The 13,812-nt window shown below is 69.5% G+C and carries 16 protein-coding genes; 1 reads left to right on the forward strand and 15 read right to left on the reverse strand.

Features of this window, described 5'->3' with window-relative positions; all coding sequences use genetic code 11:
- Positions 1-221: 221 nt before the first annotated feature.
- Positions 222-1,070, reverse strand: coding sequence for a LysR family transcriptional regulator (locus IH68_RS0106265; RefSeq protein ID WP_030929614.1), 849 nt, complete (start codon positions 1,068-1,070; stop codon positions 222-224).
- 104 nt (positions 1,071-1,174) lie between these two features.
- Here IH68_RS0106265 and IH68_RS0106270 point away from each other — a divergent pair, with 104 nt between their 5' ends.
- Complete coding sequence (locus IH68_RS0106270) at positions 1,175-1,900, forward strand: SDR family oxidoreductase (protein WP_030929617.1); 726 nt, start codon at positions 1,175-1,177, stop codon at positions 1,898-1,900.
- A 328-nt stretch (positions 1,901-2,228) separates the two neighbouring features.
- Here IH68_RS0106270 and IH68_RS0106275 read toward each other — a convergent pair whose 3' ends face one another.
- From IH68_RS0106275 to cpaB, 14 genes are all read right to left on the reverse strand, one after another.
- Positions 2,229-2,759: a GNAT family N-acetyltransferase gene (locus tag IH68_RS0106275; protein WP_030929621.1), complete on the reverse strand. Its 531-nt coding sequence runs from the start codon at positions 2,757-2,759 to the stop codon at positions 2,229-2,231.
- Positions 2,760-2,994: 235 nt separating this feature from the next.
- Positions 2,995-3,648, reverse strand: coding sequence for an OmpA family protein (locus IH68_RS0106280; protein WP_030929625.1), 654 nt, complete (start codon positions 3,646-3,648; stop codon positions 2,995-2,997).
- Between the two features lie 8 nt (positions 3,649-3,656).
- Entirely contained in the window at positions 3,657-4,241 is a 585-nt protein-coding gene (locus tag IH68_RS0106285) for a hypothetical protein (protein WP_030929628.1), read from the reverse strand.
- 34 nt (positions 4,242-4,275) lie between these two features.
- Positions 4,276-4,887, reverse strand: coding sequence for a pilus assembly protein TadG-related protein (locus tag IH68_RS0106290; protein ID WP_030929631.1), 612 nt, complete (start codon positions 4,885-4,887; stop codon positions 4,276-4,278).
- The gene (locus tag IH68_RS0106295; protein ID WP_030929634.1) at positions 4,884-5,081 is read right to left on the reverse strand and encodes a membrane protein; all 198 of its coding nucleotides are present in this window, start codon (positions 5,079-5,081) and stop codon (positions 4,884-4,886) included. The genes IH68_RS0106290 and IH68_RS0106295 overlap by 4 nt, the downstream gene beginning before the upstream one ends.
- A gap of 160 nt (positions 5,082-5,241) precedes the next feature.
- Positions 5,242-6,183 carry a response regulator transcription factor gene (locus tag IH68_RS0106300; protein ID WP_030929637.1) on the reverse strand — a complete coding sequence of 314 codons (942 nt, stop codon included), beginning with the start codon at positions 6,181-6,183 and terminating at the stop codon, positions 5,242-5,244.
- Positions 6,184-6,215: 32 nt separating this feature from the next.
- Positions 6,216-7,793, reverse strand: coding sequence for a sensor histidine kinase (locus IH68_RS0106305; protein WP_030929640.1), 1,578 nt, complete (start codon positions 7,791-7,793; stop codon positions 6,216-6,218).
- Positions 7,794-7,812: 19 nt separating this feature from the next.
- Positions 7,813-8,700, reverse strand: coding sequence for a DUF5936 domain-containing protein (locus IH68_RS0106310; RefSeq protein ID WP_030929643.1), 888 nt, complete (start codon positions 8,698-8,700; stop codon positions 7,813-7,815).
- Positions 8,701-8,740: 40 nt separating this feature from the next.
- Positions 8,741-9,685: a type II secretion system F family protein gene (locus IH68_RS0106315; protein ID WP_030929646.1), complete on the reverse strand. Its 945-nt coding sequence runs from the start codon at positions 9,683-9,685 to the stop codon at positions 8,741-8,743.
- Between the two features lie 10 nt (positions 9,686-9,695).
- The gene (locus IH68_RS0106320) at positions 9,696-11,033 is read right to left on the reverse strand and encodes a CpaF family protein (RefSeq protein WP_030929649.1); all 1,338 of its coding nucleotides are present in this window, start codon (positions 11,031-11,033) and stop codon (positions 9,696-9,698) included.
- Positions 11,034-11,056: 23 nt separating this feature from the next.
- Positions 11,057-11,425 (reverse strand): TadE/TadG family type IV pilus assembly protein, encoded by a 369-nt coding sequence (locus IH68_RS0106325; RefSeq protein ID WP_030929652.1) that lies wholly within the window; start codon positions 11,423-11,425, stop codon positions 11,057-11,059.
- A gap of 1 nt (position 11,426) precedes the next feature.
- Complete coding sequence (locus IH68_RS0106330; protein WP_037884634.1) at positions 11,427-11,819, reverse strand: TadE/TadG family type IV pilus assembly protein; 393 nt, start codon at positions 11,817-11,819, stop codon at positions 11,427-11,429.
- 5 nt (positions 11,820-11,824) lie between these two features.
- On the reverse strand, positions 11,825-13,072 hold the full coding sequence (locus tag IH68_RS0106335) for an AAA family ATPase (protein WP_030929658.1): 1,248 nt from the start codon (positions 13,070-13,072) through the stop codon (positions 11,825-11,827).
- 9 nt (positions 13,073-13,081) lie between these two features.
- Entirely contained in the window at positions 13,082-13,789 is a 708-nt protein-coding gene (cpaB, locus tag IH68_RS0106340; RefSeq protein WP_030929662.1) for a Flp pilus assembly protein CpaB, read from the reverse strand.
- Between the last annotated feature and the right edge of the window lie 23 nt (positions 13,790-13,812).

The following is a 13,812-nucleotide window of genomic DNA, read 5'->3' on the forward strand; positions in this document are numbered from 1 at the left end:
GGTTCGAACGGTAGGGAGAGGGCCTCCGGGCAGCATGGGTCCGCAGGCCCAAATCGGTGCCCAATCACCGCTGGGCCCGGGCGCGGTCAGCGCGTCCGGCGGCGCACCCTGTGCGGCCGTCTCACCGCTGCGCGGATCCGCCACCACAACTTGCGCACTCCAGAGGTCTCAGTGGAGTAGGTGACCGTTGCGGTCGACTCGTAGTCGGGGCCGGCTCGCTGCTAGAGACGCGTCGCGGTCCGCACGAGGCCGGCGACGGCCCGGGACCGGCTGTGCGGTGGCCAGGCGATGACCGTCGTGACCGTCGGCGCGTCCAGAACCGGCACGGCGGTGAGGTCGTCACGCAGTTGGGCCCGGCACGACTCCGGCGCGATCCAGGAAGCGCGGCCGAGCGCGATCAGCTGGAACAACTGCGCGGTGTCGCGGGCCTGCGGACCGGGGCCGTCGGGGTACCTGCCGTCCCGGCCGGGCCAGCGCGGCATCGGCAGGTCGGGCAGCCCGGTGACCTCCGCCATCTGCACGTGGGGCCGGCCGGCGAGGGGGTGCCCGGCCGGCAGGATCACGACCTGTCGCTCCGTGCAGAGCTCTTCGGTGTCGAGCCCTGTCGTCGCGTCGAACGGCAGGTGCAGCAGCGCGACGTCCGCCCGGCCGTCGCGCAGCAGGCGTTCCTGCTCACCGATTCCGCACAGGAGCACCTCGACGGCGGCTGCATCGGGCTCGGCGGCGTAGGTGTCGAGCAGTTTCGCCAGCAGTTCGCTGGACGCGCCGGCCTTCGAGGCAAGGACGACGCCCGGCCGGCCGCTCGCGGCGAGGGCTGCGCGCCGGGTTCGGCGTTCGGCGGCCTCGACCGCAACCAGTGCCGCGCGGGCCTCCCTCAGGAGCACCGACCCTGCCTCGGTCAGGGTGACCGTGCGGCTGGTGCGTTCCAGCAGCGTCGCTCCGAGGCGCCGTTCGAGTTGGCGGATCGTCCGCGACAGCGGGGGCTGTGCGATCCCGAGCCGCTGTGCGGCCCTCCCGAAGTGCAGTTCCTCGGCGACGGCGACGAAGTACCGCAGCTCACGCGTCTCCACGCCGCCAGGGTACCGGCCCCCACCGGGATCGATACCCGTGCGGTATCGCTGCCCACCCGATCGGTGTTGGCCGGTTCGCCCCCCGCCCGGACAGCATGGATGGCATGAACGAACAGACGATCGCGCTGGTGACCGGCGCGAACAAGGGAATCGGGTACGAAATCGCGGCCGGGCTGGGTGCCCTCGGCTGGAGGGTCGGTGTCGCCGCGCGGAACGAGGAGCGATGCGAGGTCGCCGTGGCGAAGCTGCGTGCGGCCGGCGTCGACGCGTTCGGCGTACTGCTCGACGTGACCGACGACGCGAGCGTGACCGCCGCCGCCGAGCTGCTGGACGACGAAGCCGGACGCCTGGACGTGCTCGTCAACAACGCCGGGATCACCGGTGGCATGCCGCAGACGCCCACCACGGTCGACCCCGCGACGGTACGGGCGGCCGTGGAGACCAACGTGATCGGCGTCATCCGCGTCACCAACGCGATGCTGCCGTTGCTGCGCAGGTCGGCATCGCCGCGGATCGTGAACATGTCCAGCAGCGTCGGCTCCCTCACCCGGCAGACCACTCCCGGCGCCGAAACGGGCCCGATTTCCGTTGCCTACTCGCCGTCGAAGACGTTCCTCAACGCCGTCACCGTCCAGTACGCCAAGGAGCTGAGCGACACGAACATCCTGATCAACGCCGCCTGCCCCGGCTACTGCGCGACCGACCTCAACGGCTTCCGCGGCGTCCGCACCCCGGAACAGGGCGCGGCAACGGCAATCCGGCTCGCAACCCTGCCGGACGACGGCCCGACGGGCGGGTTCTTCGAGGACGCGGGGGAAGTGCCATGGTGAAGTGACCCGAACGTCCGGCTGAACCGGCTCCGCCGTGCACCAGCACGACGCCGCTGCACCCACGCCTCGCCCAGCACGGCATCGGTGCAGCGACCGCCCCCAGAAGAACACCCATCATTTCCGTGCCGAGAGCGGGACGGCCCCGTCCGTCGAACCCGGCCAGGACCTCCTCGACTCTCACCATCCCCCTCAGCGACAGATCTCCTCCCGACGCCAGAACCACCGTCGGCGCTGAGAAGGAGAACGCGGCCGCAGGGCCCGGAGATCAAGGCAGGCACAGCCGATCACTTGCTGTGGCCCTCGGCATGACAGGCCCCAGCTCAGGTGATCAGGCCGAGGGACTCAACTCAAGGCGCATGCGCACATAGTTCGCGTCACCCGGACCGGGCCTCTGGTGCCCGTCGGGCTTCCATCCATGCCGGGCGTAGAAGGCGTGGGCCCGGATGTTGCGCTCCCACGCTTCGAGCACGCCGGTCGTGAGGGACGCATCGCGAAGCCGCTGCACGAATGCCGCGTGCAGTTGGCTGCCGATCCCGTGTCCCCAACTCCCGGGGCGGACATGGATCTGGTAGAGCTGACCGGCAGCTGCGGCGTCCACGTCAGGATCCAGGGGCGGGCCCATCGCCAGGATTCCTACGGTCTCGCCTCCGTGCACGGCGCACAGTACCGTCGTGGCGTCGTTGTCCAGGGCGCGCATCCACATCTCCCGCCGACTGGAACGCGCCTCAGGAGAGGTGAGATCCGGCTCCGAGAATCCGCCTGCCTGGTAGTACGCGGTGCGTGCCTGGGTGTGCAGGTCAGTGATCCGGTCCAGGTCGTCGAGGCTCGCAGTTCGCAGCAGAGTCTGAGAAGTCGTCACGATCAAACGACGTGGCCGACTCGAGGTGCGGTTCCACCGAGACCGCCTTGCCGTCGGGTCGTCCTGGCGCCGCCGGTCACCCGGAGGAGGTGTTCCACTCCCCGACGACGATGATCGACACGGTCCGGCGGGCGCTGGGTACCGCCGGGCGAGGGTGGCCTTGATCGGGCGGCCCCTCCGCCTGCAACGGCATGGACGAGACTCGGTTCGTTCCCGTATATCCGTACGCCTTACGTCAGTTGCCGCTCTCATCACGCGGGAACGTGACCTCGACCCGTCGGTTCTTCCTCCGTCCCGCCTCCGTCGAGTTGTCCGCGATCGGGTACTGCTCGCCGTAGCCGCGTACCTCGAAGGTGATGTTCGGGTCGTGCAGCTCCTGGTCCAGGACGTCCTGTACGGCGTTGGCACGTTGCCGGGAGAGGACGTCGCCGTGGGCCGCCGAGCCCAGGTTGTCCGTGAAGCCGAAGACGCGGATCTTCGTCGCGTTCTGCTTCTTGATCTCGTCCGCGATCCCGGCGATACGGGACTTCGCCTCGTCGCTCAGCTTCGCGCTGTCCTTGCTGAACAGGACCTCCGCCTGGAGGGCGAACTTGACGTCGGAGTTGGTGTCCTCGCGGCGTTCGTCGCCGCTCTGGTCCTCCACGACGGACTTGATGTCCAGGACTTTGGGGGCGGCGAGGGTGGCGCCTTCGGGGAGTTTGAGGTCGGGGTCGTTGGGGTCGACTTTGACCGGGGCCGAGGCTGTTGGTTCGGTGCCGGGCGGGACGCTCGGGGAGTCGTCCGCGTGGGCCGTTACGGCGCCGAAGAGGTTGGTGGCGACCATGAGGGAGGCTGCGGTGAGGGTGAGAGCGAGGCGGGGGGTGCTCGTAGGGGTTCGGGTGTTGGTCACGGCGAGCCTCACCCGGAGATGGTGATGGTGCCGGCAGCGAAGCCGGGCAGTTGGAAGCTGACCTCAGAGGTGTCGGTCGGCGGCGACGGGAACTGCATGAACACGGACAGGCTCTCACCGGCCTTGACGGTCGAAAAACCCGTTGTCGTCAATGGGCGGCCGTCCGTGTCGCGGAGGACGTAGTACCGCTTCTTGCCCTTCGAGTCGACGAGTGTGGCGCCGCCGAGCGACCTTCCGTTCCTGGTGATCTCGGTTTCGTTGCCGCTCAACGCGGCCGGCACAACAATGGTCTTCGCCCCGTCGTTCTTCAGATTGCCGTTCACTGTGACGAAGCCACCGGAGTCACGTTGGGCCGAGGTGATCTGCAGAAGCAGACCGTCCGGCCCCTTCAACTCGGCCAGGGGCGTGTCCGACTGACCCTCCTGAGCACTCGGGTCGGAACCACTGCGCTTGGAAGCGGACGCCGACGTGTCCGGCTTCTTGTCGTCGCCACCACCACCGCTGCCACAACCGGCCACCCCGACGGCCAAGCCGGCCGCAACGGTCAACGCGACCATCCCCCTACGGGCTTTCGCAGTGAACCGAATGCTCATGACTCCGCTTCCTTCATCACTCGTCGTTCGCTTGTCAGTCGGCCAGATGGACGTCGAAAAGGTCCTCCGGACCCGGCAGGCCGGCGGGGTCGTCCGGGTTCAGGTCCCATTTCCTGTTGTCCTTGCAGGCGAGCTGCGGCAGTACGTCGGTCCCGGCGCCCTCGGTCGGGAGCTCGAACGTGCAGAGTGGCTCGATCACGGCAGTGGCGGAGGCCTTTGCGTACTGGTTCTCGGTACCGGGGACGATCGAGTCTCCGACCGGCTTGTCGGTCTTGACCGCGACCGTGTAGCCCAATGGGCCCGCTGGAGTCGCAGCACACTGCTCGACGTGGGCCCCGTTCTGCGTGGCGAGCTGGGGCGCGCGCCAGCACGAACGCTCGAGCCCCGGCACGTTGCCGTCGAAGATGTCCTGCCACTTCGTGGGGTCGAGTACGGCCTTCACCCACATGCCCGCGAGCTGATCCCGCGAGTCCTGCGCCGCGGCGAGAGCTGCCGCATCGGCTGCCGTCTGGGCCCCGTTCCGAGTTGCCGCGGCCTGGCCGACCGCAAGGTACGCGAACGCGAGAAAGAGCAGGCCCGCCACCACCGTGATGTAGATGGGGAAAGCCTGCCCTGCGTCGTCGCTGTACTTACGAGGCTGATTCAACCGCCGGTGACCTCGGCGATCTTCGCCGTGATGGCGTCGAAGATCGTCTGCCCGATGTCCGTACCCGTAATAGCCAACACGATCGCCACAACCACCGCGATGATCCCCAGATACTCCACCGCCGTCTGCCCCTTGTCGTTGCGGGCGGCTCGGGTCTGCAGGTGTGCGACGGTGGTGTTGATCCAGTTGCTCATGGTGTTCCCCTCCGGGTCGGATCTCCGTGCCGCTCTCGGCACGAGAACCGTACGGCGCAACACCCCTCCCGACGAAGGGCCCCAGGGCCCAATCACGGGCCCAAAGAAAGACCCGGCCACGAGCTCGGTACCGGCCGTTCCCCCCTGCCGTCACCTCAGGTCACCCCACCCCTCGGCCCGAACCGGGCGCCGTGCCGAGCCACTTGGCGGCTGCCTCCGAGCGGCTGGTGCTGTGGAGTTTCGCGAAGATGCGGTTGATGTGGTTCTTGACCGTCTTCTCGCTGATGAAGCAGGTGGCGGCGATCTGCTGGTTGTTCATGCCGGACGCGATGAGGTCCATGATCTCCGCCTCCCTCGTGCTCAGTTGGAACCTTGCCCTGTCGGGAGCAGCCACAGGACGGCCACTCGACCATCCAGACGACGACTGTCCCACACTCGGTTGCACTTGCGAAAGGTTTTTTGAAGAAATAGTGGAGGCGGGGGTGGCTGGTACGCCGAAATCGGCTGGTGGAGCGGGATGTTGAGTAGATACATGCGAATGTGCGCGGTTCTCATTTTCGTATGCAGTTGCACTACCCAGGCCCTCTGGGAGCGGAAGCCCTCCCTGTCCTTGACGGAGCTGCGCCAGCAGCGCCCCCGCCGCCGTCGGAGTGAAGTGGGCCCTGCCCTCCTTGATGTCCCATACCGCTGCCACCAGTTGCTCCGCGGTGAACTCGCCGTGGACCAGGTAGCCCCCGGCGCCCCGGCGCAGGGCCTCCTGGACGATCTCCGACTCCCTGCTGTACGTGAGCATCACGACCGGGGCGATCTGCACCAGGTACGGGAGCGCCGAGATGCCGTCCACGCCGGGCATGCGCACGTCCAGGAGGACTACGTCGGGCTGGTGTTGGAGGGCCGCTTCGTAGGCCTGGCGGCCGTCTGCCGCCTCCGCCACCACGGTGATGTCTGCGCGGCCGGAGAGGAGGGCCGTCAGGCCTGCGCGGACGACGGGGTTGTCGTCCGCCACCACGACCTTGAGCGGGGCGGGTGAGGGGAGGGCCTCGAACGGGTCCTCCGGTGGCGGCTGCTGGGAACCGGTGTGGGGAGTCGCGGGGTCCGGCATGGGGCGGCCTCCTCTCGCGTTGTGGGGGATGTTCATGTCGTCACGGCCGCCAAGGGGAGTTCCAGGCAGACCTCCGTGCCCTTGGGGTGGGCGCCGCGGCCGATGCGGATGCGGGCGCCCACCGACGCCGCGCGTTCGACCATTCCGACCAGGCCGAAGTGGCCTGCCCGGCGGAGTTGTTCGAGGGTGGTGCCGGAGGGCAGGCCGCGGCCGTCGTCGTAGACGCTGATGCGGAGGAGGCCGCCGTGGACGCCTGCGTGTACGTCCACTCGGGTCGGGGCCGCGTGGCGGTGGGCGTTCTCCATCGCCTCCGCGGCGATGGTGAGGAGCTGGCGGGCCACCGCGGGTGGGACGGGCGGGACGGCGTCGTCGCCGGTGGGGCGATAGGCCGTCGGAACGCCGGTGCGGGTGGTGAAGTCGCGGGTGCGGGCGGCCAGTTCGGCCAGGACGTCGGTCGCGTGGTCCGGGTCGGATTCGCGGCGCAGGTCGGCCAGGAGCTCGCGGGATTCGGCGGCGGCTCTGCGGGCCGAGCGGGCGACCAGTTCGGCTTGTTGTTTGACGAGCTCCGCGTCCAGGTGAGGGCTGCCCGCCGAGCCTGCCAGGCCGTCTGCGGCGAGGGCCACGCCGTGGAGGGTCTTTGCCACGGAGTCGTGCATCTCCCTTGCGAGACGGGCGCGTTCGGCGCTGACCGCCTCCGTCACCGCCAGGCGGGCCTGCACCGTGGTCAGGGCCTGTGTCGCGGCGCCGAAGCGGAACATGAGGTTGCGCAGGGCCGAGCCGACCGCGCCCGCGATCACGCACAGGCCGGGGAGGAGCAGGGTCTCCGCGGGACGGCCGGAGTGCAGGTCCCTCGACGCCGCGTGCACGAAGAAGAGGATCAGGGACTGGAGCGACGCGAAGACCGCGGCTCCTCGCCAGCCGTAGACGATGCCGGCCAGGAGCGGGGTGCAGACGCTGACGTAGGCGAGGGTGGTGTCCGGGCCCGCGGAGATGAGGAGCAGGGAGCCGAAGAGCATGTCCACGGCGAGGAGCGTGGGGTGCCTCAGGAGCAGGGGGCCGAAGCGCTCCCAGTCCCTGAAGAGGACGTAGGAGCCCATGAAGGTGACGACGACCGCGGCGCCCACGAGGCGGGTGGCCACGCCCGGTGCGGCATTGAGGAGGGCTGCGGGAGCGGCCAGGGCGATCATCGCGAGGCGGAAGCCGAAGACCTGGCGGCACATGGCCTGGAGGGCGTTGATCTGGAGGGGGATCGTGGGGGGTGTGCGGCTCTCGTTGCCCGGTGCGGGTGGTGCCGTCGGCGGCACCAGAGCTGCCACCGGAGCGGGAACGGGTGCGGGTGCAGCCGAAGGAGCGGGAGCCGGGGCCGGCAGCCACTCCCGGCCTCGGGGATCCGGCTGCGCCGGCAGACCCGGCAGCGGCGCGTCCGCCCGTTCCCACCCCGGTGGGAGCTGCGGTGTCGCCGACGTCACCGGGATGTCGGGCGCGCCCGTGCGGGCGTGGGGCGGCAGGACCGTGCCCGCCGGTGGGGTCGTGATCTCCGGGGTCCTCGGGCGTCGTCGTAGCAGCCGCGTGCGCTCCTCGCGTCCCGCGCGTTCCTCTGTCGTCGCCATGGTCCTCGTCACCCCGTCCCTACTTGCCCGTGAGTGAGCCGAAGTCGGTGCCGGAGCCGAGGATCAGGCCGGCGCCGAGAAGGATCATCGTGGCCGGGACCATGAAGGTGGTGATCATCATGGTGGCCTTGGGGACCGCTCGGGCCGCCTTGCGGCGGGCGTTCTGGGCGTCCGTGCGGCGCATGTCCTTCGCCAGGGATACGAGGGTGTCGACGATCGGCGCGCCCAGTTCCTCGCCCTGCTGCAGCGCCGTCACGAACATCGCGACCTGTTCGGAGTCGTTGCGGCGACGCAGTTCCGCGAAGGCCTGGCGGCGGCTCATGCCCAGGTCCATCTGGCGGAGCGTGATGCGTAGTTCGTCCGCCCAGGGGCCCTCGTACTTCGAGGCCACCCGGTCAAGGGCCTGGCGGAACCCGAGGCCGGCGCTGACCACGACCGCGAGCACGTCGAGGAAGTCCGGCAGTGTGCGCTCGATGACGTCCTTGCGGATGCGGATCGCCGACCAGATGCCGACCTCCGTCCAGAACGCGCCGAAGGCGAACAGGACGAGGGCCAGGATGAAGTTGCCCTTCATCAGGAACACCAGTCCGCCCACGCCGCCGAGGAAGCCGTAGACCGCGCGGCGGGCCGCATAGCGGTCGATGGTCAGGCCGCCGGGGTTGCCCGCGAGGTCGATCTTGCGGCGGTACTTGGCGACCAGCTTCGGGCCCATCAGGCGCAGCACCGCGGGCGCGTACCGCATGCCGAGGCGGTCGATGAGCGAGTCGACCGCGCCCGTGCGGGTCGAGCCCACCTCCAGGGCGAGCACCAGGTCGCCGGGCAGCTTGGCGTCCGCGCGGTACATGCGGATGCCGGCGAAGATGCCCCAGACGCTGAGGCCCATCACCAGTGCCAGCAGAAGTCCCATGGCCGTCCTCCCTCCAGAGTTCTCGGAACGCTCGGGCGTCTCAGACGTCGATGCGGGACAGGCGGCGGATGAAAACGAATCCGACCGCGTAGAGCGCGAAGGCGATGATCACCGCCGCCTGGCCGACGGAGGAGCCCGTCATTCGGTCCAGGGCGCCGTGCTTGACGCCGTTCATGAGGAACAGGGAGCCCACGCCGAGCACGGGGACGGCGTACGACGTCGTGTTGACCTGGGAGAGCTGGGTGCGGACCTCGCGCCGCGTCTCCTTGCGTTCCTCCAGTGTGTCCGTGAGGTTGCGCAGTGCCGTGACCACCTGTCCGCCCGCCCGGTTCGACAGCACCAGCGTCGTCACGAGGACGACCAGTTCGCGCGACGGCAGCCGCTCGGCCAGTTCGCCCAGGGCGTCGTCCATGGACGCGCCGAGCGCCAACTGGTTGGCGACCTTGGCGAGTTCCTCCCCGGCCGGCGCCTCCAGTTCCTCCGCCGCCATCCCGATCGCGGTGCGCAGCGCCAGCCCGGCCTGGGTGGCGTTGGCCATGATCCGTGCCAGCTCGGGCAGCTGGTTGATGAACTTCTCGATCCGCTTCTGCCGCTGCCAGTTCAGGAACTGCACCGCCACCCAGATGCCCAGCAGCCCGGCCAGCGGTCCGAAGAAGGGCGCCAGGGACGCCTGGCCGATCAGCCACAGACCCGCCACCGTGGCGAGCATGTAGACGAAGAACTCACCCGGTGTGATGTCCAGGCCGGTTGCCGCCAGGCGCAGTTCCAGCTTCTTGCCCAGTTTCGTACGGCGCAGTCGGCGGTCCAGGTTGCGGAAGCGCCGGCGGCGGCCGCCCACCGGTATCTGGCCGGCGGCCGAGAGGCGGTCGACGAGTGCCTGCCGCTGGGCCTTGCCCGAGGCGTAGGAGTGCAGGCCCATGACCGCCAGGACGCAGGTCAGCAGGGTGATGCCGGTGGTGAGCGTGACTAGGGTGTGGAGATCCATCGGACGGTTCCTACCTGGCTTCTCGGATGGCGAGCTGTGCTACGGACTCGGCGACGCCGAACGCCTGAGGGACCGGCTGGCTCGCCATGTACAGGCGGTCCGCGGTACGGCGTGGGAGCGGGAAGTATTCGAAGGCGCCGTAGATGCGGCCGTCGGCGGCCATCGGCTGTGCGTTGAAACGGGCCACCGTCGCCAGGCGGTACGGATCGCTGCCGTGGCTGTCGAGGATCGCGATCTCGGTGATGCGGCGGGCGCCGTCGGCGAAGCGGGTGAGCTGGATGATCACGTCGATGGCGCTGTTGATCTGGTCGTGGAGCGCCTCGAAGGGGACTCCGACCTCGGACATCGATGCCAGGGTCTTCAGCCGCATCAGCGCGTCCTCCGCGCTGTTGGCGTGCACCGTCGCCAGGGATCCGTCGTGGCCGGTCGACATCGCCTGGAGCATGTCGAGTGACTCGCCGCCGCGGACCTCACCGACGACTATGCGGTCGGGGCGCATACGGAGGGAGTTGCGCACCAGGTCGCGGATGGTGACCTGGCCCTTGCCCTCGACGTTCGGGGGGCGGGACTCCAGCCGGATCACATGGCTCTGCTGCAGCTGGAGTTCCGCCGAGTCCTCGATGGTGATGATGCGCTCGGTCTCGGGGATCAGGCCCGACAGGGCGTTCAGCAGCGTCGTCTTGCCCGTGCCCGTCGCCCCCGACACGATCACGTTGGACTTCGCCTGCACCAGCCCCGCCAGCAGATACAGGATGGGCTCGTCCAGTGAGCCGAAGCCGATCATCTCCTGGAGCGTGAAGGAGCGCGGGAAGCGGCGGATGGTGAGGGTGGCGCCCGTGAGGGACAGGGGCGGGATGATCACGTTCACTCGCTCGCCGGACGGGAGGCGCGCGTCGACCATGGGGTTCGATTCGTCCACGCGCCTGTTGACCGTCGAGACGATCCGCTCGATCGTCTGCATCAGCTGGTCGTGGGAGGGGAAGCGCAGGGGCAACTGCTCCACCCTGCCGCCTCGTTCGACGAAGATCGCGTCCGGCCCGTTCACCATGATCTCCGTGATCGACGCGTCCTCCAGCAAAGGCTCAAGGATGCCGAGGCCCAGGGCCTCGTCCACCACCCTGCGGATCAGCTGCGAGCGTTCGACCGTGGACAGCACCGGGCCCTCGCGGCTGATGATGTGCCCGAGCACCCGCTCCAGGCGGGCGCGGCGCTCGGCCGCGGCCAGCGCGCTCATCTCCGCGAGGTCGATCTCCTCCAGGAGCTTGGCGCGGTACGAGGCGACCAGGTGGCCGTCCTCGCCCCGGTGGCCGTTCTCCTCGGGGGAGTTGATGCGTGCGCGCAGGCTCATCGTCGGTGCTCCTTGTTCCCGCGTCAGCCGGTGGTCGAGTCGGTCGCGTCGAGTGGCATGGTCGCGGTCTTCCTGGCGGGGTCGAAGTCCCAGCCGGGGACGATCGACGGGATCTGGACGGTGGCGGTCACGGTCACGGTGTCGCCGTTCTGCGCGGCCGCACAGCTGACGGACAGCCAGTCGCTGACCGCGTTCGCGCAGCCGTCCTGGGCGCTGTTGTCGAGCGATGCGGCACGTGCCCCGGCCCGGGCCGCCGTGCCCGCCTGCTGTGCGGTGTAGGCGATCAGCCCGAGCTGCACGACCGCCATGCCGACGATCAGGAGGATGGGCAGGAACCCCAGGTACTCGATGGCGACTTGGCCGCGGTCGCGGTCTTTGCGGTCGTACGACATCTCAGTGCGTCGCCTCCTCGACCGCGCCCGCGTGGCCCTTCACGGGGAACGGGAAACTGAACGTGCCCGGGAAGAGGATGGGGACGGTGAGCCTGACGTCGGCCGTGACATAGCCCGGTGCTCCGGGACTGCAGGTGACAGTGGCGCCGCCCTGCCATGCGTCCGGCAGCTTCTCCTTCCCCTTCTGTGCGCACACTCCCTGCCAGTCACCCTCCGCCGCGGTCCCCGCCCGCACAGCCTCGTCCGCAGCATTCCCCGCAAGCGTGTACGTGTACCCCACCAGCACGAGCTGCCACAGCACCACCAGGGTGATGATGATCGTCGGCATCATGCCCAGGAACTCGATGGTGACCTGGCCGCTGTCCCTCTCTTTCCAAGCCGTGCGCATCCCCATCCCCATCAGTCCCTGCGCCGCCGGAAACTCACCGACCCGCGGTCCCCCCGGAACCGCCCGCCGCCCCGCTGCGCCCCCTCGACCACCTTGACCAGCCCCAGCTCCCCCGCCAGCGCCCACAGGGCCTGCTTCACCGCGCCCCTGCTGTCCAGCTCGTGGACCCGCCCCGCGTCCACCGCCCCCTGCAACTCCTTGAAGTTGGCGGGGATCACGGTCCCGGCGACCGCCGTACCCGTGATCTTCTGGATCAGTGGCGGCTGGATCTCGGTACCGCGCGAATGCCGGTTGACGACCACCGTGGTCTCCTCCGCCTTGCGGATCTGCAGCCGGTCCCACATCCGTACGGTCCGCTTGGCGCCGCGGACCGCGACCACGTCCGGTGTCGTGACCAGCAGGGCCGTGTCGGCCATCTCCACCGCGGCCGCTCCGGCCCCGCCGAGCTGGGCGCCACAGTCGATGACGACGACCTCGTAGCGGGAGCGCAGGGCGCTGACGATCTGCCGGGCCGCCCGGTCCGTCACCTCCTCGCCGCGCTCGCCCTCCCCCGGGGCGAGCAGCAGCGCAAGGCCCGTGTCGTGGCGGAAGACCGCGTCCGCGAGCACCCGCGGTGAGATGTCGGTGATCGCCGCCAGGTCCACCACCGACCGGCGGAACTGGACGTCCAGATATGACGCCACGTCCCCCGTCTGCAGGTCCATGTCCACCAGCGCGGTGCTGCGCCCCGAGGCCTGTGCCGCCAGCGCCAGTTGGATGGCGGTCAGCGTCGCGCCCACGCCGCCCTTGGCGCCGCTCACCGTGACGACGGTGCCGCCGACGCCGGTGAAGACGTCGCCTCCGGAGCCGAGATGGCGTCGTACGCCCACCGACCACTGCGCGACGGCCTGGACGCGGCTGGCCAGCTCCTCGTAGCTGAGCGGGAGCGCCACCAGGCCCCGCGCGCCGTAGTCCATCGCTGCCTGGAACAGGCCGGGGCTTGCGTCCGAGGTGACGAGGATGACCCCGACCGCGGGAAAGCGCAGGGCCACCTCGCGGATGAGCTCCAGCGCGGGGACCGGGCCGATCCGTTCGTGCACCACCACGACCTCGGGCAGCTCGTCGACGGACTCGGCGGCGAGCCGCGCGAGGGTGTCGACGAGCTGGGTCGAGTCGACGACCGGGGCCACCGGCTCGGCGTCCGGGAGCTGGCTGAGCAGTGTCGTGATGGACCGGACCGCGTCCACGTCACCGACTGCCGGGAGGATCCTCGTGGGCATGGGGGCCTCTCACTTGTCCTTGGCGAGTTGGTACGTGCGGTCCTGCTCGGGGATGGTGCCGGTCTCGCTCGGCGCGACCAGCGCGAGCCGGACCCGCTTGGCGAAGGACTCTGCGTACGTCAGGCGCTGGGCGTCGAGAGCGGAGAGCGCGAAGGTGATGGGGACGACCTTGGTGGGCTGACCGGTGCGGCTGTCGGCGTCGGGCTGCAGCGAGGGGAGGTCGCCGACGTCGAGGACCCTGGCGTTCGTTACGATGATCTTGGACAGGTCGGGGTCACCCTCCTTCTGTCCCTCGAAGGTGGCGTAGACGTTGACCTTGGAATCCGGCGTTATCTTGCCGGCGACGCCGGTCGCCGCATCGATCATGATGGCGACCTCCTGCTGCCCGGGCTGCAGAGCGGGCTGATCGGCGATCATGTCGCTCTGCAGCAGGGAGCCCTTCTTGAGGGTCGTCACAGCGACCTTGCCGCGGACGCCCGCGAGATCGGTGACCGCGTTCGCCGACAGCCACCGCTTGGGCATCTCGGTCTTCTCGAACTGGGCCGCGCTGAGGCTGGTGTACGGCTTGATGTCGCTCTTGACCTCGTACGCCGTGACCTTGGGCCCGACCTGGGACTTCACGTCACTGATGACGGACAGGACGCCGACGAACGCGCCGAGGGCGCAGACGACCGACAGAAGCAGGAGTAGCACGCCACGGCGCTGACGGGAGTTCATGAACCGTACAACCTCATTGGGGG

The organism is Streptomyces sp. NRRL S-646, from assembly GCF_000720765.1.
Classification (GTDB): Bacteria; Actinomycetota; Actinomycetes; order Streptomycetales; family Streptomycetaceae; genus Streptomyces.

Excerpts from the sequence above, each read along its gene's own strand:
- IH68_RS0106270 (WP_030929617.1), top strand. The coding sequence starts at position 1,175 with ATGAACGAACAGACGATCGCGCTGGTGACCGGCGCGAACAAGGGAATC.
- IH68_RS0106285 (WP_030929628.1), bottom strand. The coding sequence starts at position 4,241 with ATGAGCATTCGGTTCACTGCGAAAGCCCGTAGGGGGATGGTCGCGTTG.
- IH68_RS0106295 (WP_030929634.1), bottom strand. The coding sequence starts at position 5,081 with ATGAGCAACTGGATCAACACCACCGTCGCACACCTGCAGACCCGAGCC.
- IH68_RS0106300 (WP_030929637.1), bottom strand. The coding sequence starts at position 6,183 with ATGCCGGACCCCGCGACTCCCCACACCGGTTCCCAGCAGCCGCCACCG.
- IH68_RS0106305 (WP_030929640.1), bottom strand. The coding sequence starts at position 7,793 with ATGGCGACGACAGAGGAACGCGCGGGACGCGAGGAGCGCACGCGGCTG.
- IH68_RS0106310 (WP_030929643.1), bottom strand. The coding sequence starts at position 8,700 with ATGGGACTTCTGCTGGCACTGGTGATGGGCCTCAGCGTCTGGGGCATC.
- IH68_RS0106315 (WP_030929646.1), bottom strand. The coding sequence starts at position 9,685 with ATGGATCTCCACACCCTAGTCACGCTCACCACCGGCATCACCCTGCTG.
- IH68_RS0106320 (WP_030929649.1), bottom strand. The coding sequence starts at position 11,033 with ATGAGCCTGCGCGCACGCATCAACTCCCCCGAGGAGAACGGCCACCGG.
- IH68_RS0106325 (WP_030929652.1), bottom strand. The coding sequence starts at position 11,425 with ATGTCGTACGACCGCAAAGACCGCGACCGCGGCCAAGTCGCCATCGAG.
- IH68_RS0106330 (WP_037884634.1), bottom strand. The coding sequence starts at position 11,819 with ATGGGGATGCGCACGGCTTGGAAAGAGAGGGACAGCGGCCAGGTCACC.
- IH68_RS0106335 (WP_030929658.1), bottom strand. The coding sequence starts at position 13,072 with ATGCCCACGAGGATCCTCCCGGCAGTCGGTGACGTGGACGCGGTCCGG.
- cpaB (WP_030929662.1), bottom strand. The coding sequence starts at position 13,789 with ATGAACTCCCGTCAGCGCCGTGGCGTGCTACTCCTGCTTCTGTCGGTC.